This window comes from Nocardia vinacea NBRC 16497, assembly GCF_000308835.1.
Lineage (GTDB): Bacteria > Actinomycetota > Actinomycetes > Mycobacteriales > Mycobacteriaceae > Nocardia > Nocardia vinacea.
In genome coordinates, this window is record NZ_BAGN01000352.1 from 1 (window position 1) to 5,148 (window position 5,148).

Sequence of the window (5,148 nt, forward strand, 5' to 3'; positions counted from 1 at the left end):
TGTCCTCGTTCGGCCTCAGCGGCACGAACGCTCACCTGATCGTCGAACAGGCGCCCTCGGCGGACCCGGCTCCGGTGGTCGAAACCCCTCCGGCGGGCGGGGTGTTGCCGTGGGTGGTCTCGGCGCGGAGCGGCGAGGCACTGGCTGAGCAGGCCCGGCGGCTGGCCTCCTCTGTCGGCGACCACGATTCGATCGACATCGGATTCTCGCTCGCCACCTCGCGAGTGTTGTTCGAGCATCGGGCCGTGGCGTTCTCGCCCGAGGAAGACGGCCTGCGGGCCGGTATCCAGGCGCTCGGGCGCGGCGAAACGATTCCGGGTGTGGTGTCCGGGCGGGTGGTGGCGGGTTCGACGGGTGTGGTGTTCTCGGGTCAGGGTGCGCAGTGGGCTGGTATGGCGGCTGAGCTGCGGACTGCGTATCCGGTGTTCGCCGAGCATTTCGATGCGATTGTCGGGCAGTTGGATCCGCTGTTGGGGCAGTCGGTTTCGCTGGATGTGGCGCTGTCGGACGAGGACTCGGTCGATCGGACGGTGTTCGCGCAGGCGGGGTTGTTCGCGTTCGGGGTGGCGTTGTTCCGGTTGCTCGAATCGTGGGGCGTGCGTGCGGATGTGGTGGCTGGTCATTCGATTGGTGAGGTTGCTGCCGCGCATGTGGCTGGGGTGTTGTCGCTGGCGGATGCGTGTGTTTGGTGGCGGCGTGGTCGGTTGATGCAGGCTTTGCCTTCTGGTGGTGCGATGGTTGCTGTCGGTGCGTCGGAGGCGGACGTGCTGCCGTTGCTGGCCGATGTCGATGGGGTGTCGATCGCGGCGGTGAACGGCCCGACATCGGTGGTGCTGTCCGGCATCGAGGACGCAGTCGCCGCTCTTGTCGAGGCATGCGCCGAACATGGTTGGCGCACACACAGATTGCGGGTTTCGCACGCCTTTCATTCGGCTCTGATGGAGCCGATGCTGGCCGAGTTCGCCTCGGTGATCGAGGGTTTGGTGTTCGGTCGTCCGAGTATCCCGTTGGTGTCGACGGTGACCGGTGCCCGGATCACCGATGAGATGGCCGTTCCGTCGTATTGGGTCGCTCAGGTCCGTGACACCGTGCGGTTCGCTGATGCCGTTGCCACGATGGCGGACATGGGTGTATCCCGGTTCGCCGAAGTCGGCCCGGACGCGGTCCTGAGCCCGATGGTCGCCCAGACTCTCGACGACGAGGCCGCGGTGGTGGTGGCGTTGGCGCGTCGTGACCGTGCCGACGCGTCCGCCGTGCTGGGCGGGGTGGCCGGGTTGTTCGTGGCCGGCGCCGAGGTGAACTGGGCCGGGCTGCATGCTGGAGGTCAGCGAATCGACTTGCCCACCTATGCCTTCCAGCATCAGCGTTTCTGGCTGGATCCCAAGGAGGCGCTGGCCCTGTCCTGGCTGGGCGCCGAACTGGGCGGAGTCGGCTCGGTCGGGCTGGATGTGGTGGAGCATCCGCTGCTGGGTGCGGTGGTGCCGCATCCGGATTCGGGTGGCGTGAGTTTCACCGGCCGGTGGACCGTCGAGTCGGTCGAGTGGCTGGCCGACCACAGCGTGCTCGGCACCGTATTGCTGCCGGGCACCGGGTTCGTCGAGCTGGCGAGTTACGTCGGTGGTGTGCTCGGTTGTGCCGTGGTGGACGAGCTGGTCCTGCAGGCCCCGTTGACGATGCCTGCCGAGGGCAGCGTCGCGGTACAGGTCGTGGTGACTGCGGCAGACGAGGCCGGTCGCAGGCGGTTGAGTGTGCATTCGCGGCAGACCGCCGAGGGGCTGTGGTTGCTCCATGCCGAAGGTGTGCTCGTCCCCGGCGACGGGGTGGCCGACTTCGACCTCGCCGCGTGGCCGCCGGCCGGTGCCCAGTCCTTGGACATCGACGGCGTCTATGACGAGCTGCTCGATATCGGGTACGGCTACGGCCCGTTCTTCCAGGGTTTGCAGGCGGCGTGGCGGCGTGGTGACGAGTTGTTCGCCGAGGTCGCGCTGCCGGATCCGCAGGACGGCAAGGGTTTCGGGGTCCATCCGGCGCTGTTCGACGCGGCGCTGCACGCGGGGATCGTGCACGGTCTGCGCGGCGGTGTCGAGGGCTTCCCGGCACTGCCGTTCACCTGGAACCGGGTGGTGCTGCACGCGGCCGGCGCGAGCGCCGTCCGGGTTCGCATCGTGGTCGAGGGCACCCGGTTCGCGCTCCAGCTGGCCGACGAGCAGGGTCGGCCGGTGATGTCGGTGGGGGCCTTGGTTTCTCGGCCGGTGTCGGCCGATCACCTGCAATCGGATCGGGTGGATGACGCCCTCTTCGGCGTGGAGTGGATCGCTGCCGCGCCGTCGGCGGAGAGCGTCGAGCCGGGCCGGGTGGCGGTACTGAATGGTGATCTCGCCGCGCTGATCACCGAGTTGGACGCGGCCCAGGATCCGGTTGTTCCGGAGATCGTGTTGTGGGAGATCCCCGTTCACGACGGTGCGCCGCCGGAGGCCGCCCGCCGGATCGCGATCGGTGTACTCGACACTCTGCGCGGCTGGCTGGCCGAACCGCGTTTCGCCGATTCACGTCTGGTCGCGCTCACCAGACGTGCAGTGGCGGTTGCCGATGCGGAGCAGGTGGACCTGGGTCAGGCGCCGGTGTGGGGTCTGCTGCGTGCCGCGCAGGCCGAACATCCTGGCCGATTCCAGCTGCTCGACCTGGATCAGGATGAGGATCGTGACGCGCTCGCTATCGCCGCTGTGGCCGCGACCGCGGCGCTGGAACCCGAGGCTGCACTGCGTGGTGCGACCCTGCTCGTGCCGCGATTGAGTCGTCACGCGCCTGGTTCGAACGTTCGGCCGTTGGAGTCGGGCACGGTGCTGGTGACCGGTGGTACGGGTGGTCTGGGCGCGGTGATTGCCCGTCATCTGGTGGCCGAACATGGTGTGCGCCATCTGCTTCTGACGTCTCGGCGTGGCTCGGATGCTCCGGGTGCGGCGGAACTGCGTGCGGAGCTGACCGAGCTGGGTGCGCAGGTGTCCATCGTCGCGTGTGATGTGTCGGATCGGTCGGCGCTGGCGGCGTTGCTGGATGGTATTTCGGTTGAACATCCGCTGGTGGGTGTGGTGCACGCGGCGGGGACTGCGGATAACGGTCTGGTGGAGTCGATTACGGCTGAGCGGGTCGACTATGTGTTCGGGCCCAAGGTCGATGCGGCGTGGCATCTGCACGAGTTGACTCGTGATGCCTCGTTGTCGTTGTTCGTGCTGTTGTCGTCCGCGGGTGGGCTGGTGCTGGCCGCGGGTCAAGCGAACTACGCCGCGGCGAACGTCTTCTTGGATGCCCTTGCCGCGCATCGTCACAGCTTGGGATTGCCGGCAACCGCTATCGACTACGGGTTGTGGGCACGATCGACCGGGCTCGGTGTCGAGCTGTCCGAGGCCGAATTCGATCTGCTGCGCAGGCAGGGCTTCCCACCGCTCTCCGAGGCCGAGGGTCTTGCGCTGTTCGATGCGTCGATTGCCACCGATACCGCGCAGTTGGTGGCGTTGCGGGTCGATCGGGCGGTGCTCCGGACGCGGGGCGAGCTGATCCCGGCCCTGGTCCGCGCCCTCGCACCGATCCCCGTGCGCCGCACCAACCGAAGCGCGGCGGGTCAGGCTTTCGCCCGAAAGCTGGCCGGCTTGTCGGATGTGGATCGTGCGCGTGCTCTGCTCGATCTTGTTCGTTCGGTGGCTGCTGTGACTCTTGGGCATGTGTCGGTGGATGCTGTTGAGCCGCAGCAGGCTTTTCAGCAGCTCGGTTTCGATTCGTTGAGTGCGGTCGAGTTCCGTAACAAGTTGAATGCTGCGACGGGTCTGCAACTGCCGGCGACGTTGGTTTTCGATTATCCGAACGCGCAGGTTGTCGCCGAGTTCATCGATTCCCAACTCTCCGGCACGAGCCAGGATGTCGCGGTCACTGCCAGTAGGGTGGCCGGCGACGACCCGATTGCGGTGGTGGCGATGAGCTGCCGCTACCCCGGTGGTGTCGCTTCTCCCGAAGACTTGTGGAGTCTGGTTGCCGAAGGCATGGACACCACGGGTGATCTGCCCGCGGATCGTGGCTGGGATATCGAGGGCATCTACGATCCGGAACCCGGTAAGGCGGGTAAGACTTATACCCGTCAGGGTGGATTCCTGTACTCCGCAGCCGATTTCGACGCGGATTTCTTCGGGATCAGTCCCAACGAGGCTTTGGTGATGGATCCGCAGCAGCGGATGTTGCTGGAGATCTCGTGGGAGGCGTTGGAGCGCGCGGGTGTGGATCCGGCGGTGCTGCGCGGTAGTTCGACGGGTGTCTTCACCGGCGTGATGTACCACGACTACGCGCTGGGCGCCGGTACCGGCAACAGCGTCGCAGGCAGCCTGGTCTCCGGTCGCATCGCCTACACACTGGGCTTGGAAGGTCCTGCGGTGTCGGTGGATACGGCGTGTTCGTCGTCGCTGGTGGCCATGCACTTGGCCGCCCAGTCACTGCGGTCGGGCGAATGTGATCTGGCGTTGGCCGGTGGTGTGGCCGTGATGTCCACCCCGGAGATGCTCGTCGAGTTCAGTCGGCAGCGGGGTTTGTCGCCGGATGGCCGGTGTAAGTCGTTCGCGGATGCGGCCGATGGTGTCGGCTGGTCCGAGGGTGCTGGAATGTTGGTGTTGGAGCGGTTGTCCGATGCCCGTCGCAATGGTCATGATGTGCTTGCGGTGATTGCTGGTTCGGCGGTGAATCAGGATGGTGCGTCGAATGGTTTCTCCGCGCCGAATGGTCCGTCGCAGCGGCGGGTGATTCGGCAGGCATTGGCGAATGCGGGGGTTTCGCCGACCGAGGTGGATGTGGTCGAGGCGCACGGCACGGGTACGACTCTGGGCGATCCGATCGAGGCGCAGGCGCTGCTGGCGACCTACGGCCAAGAGCGTGCTGCGGATCGTCCGCTGTGGCTCGGATCATTGAAGTCCAACATCGGTCATGCCCAGGCGGCGGCCGGTGTCGGTGGCGTGATCAAGATGATCATGGCGATGCGTCACGGCACACTACCCAAGACACTGCACGTCGATCGGCCGAGCACGAAAGTTGATTGGTCCGAAGGCCATATCCGCCTGCTGACCGAACCGGTGGCTTGGCCCGACGTAGATCGGCCGCGTCGTGCGGGTG

At 66.5% G+C, this 5,148-nt stretch carries 1 protein-coding gene; it reads left to right on the plus strand.

Annotated elements, in window-relative coordinates:
* On the plus strand, positions 1-5,148 hold a 5,148-nt coding region (locus ON44_RS34090; RefSeq protein ID WP_040698317.1), incomplete at both ends, for a type I polyketide synthase.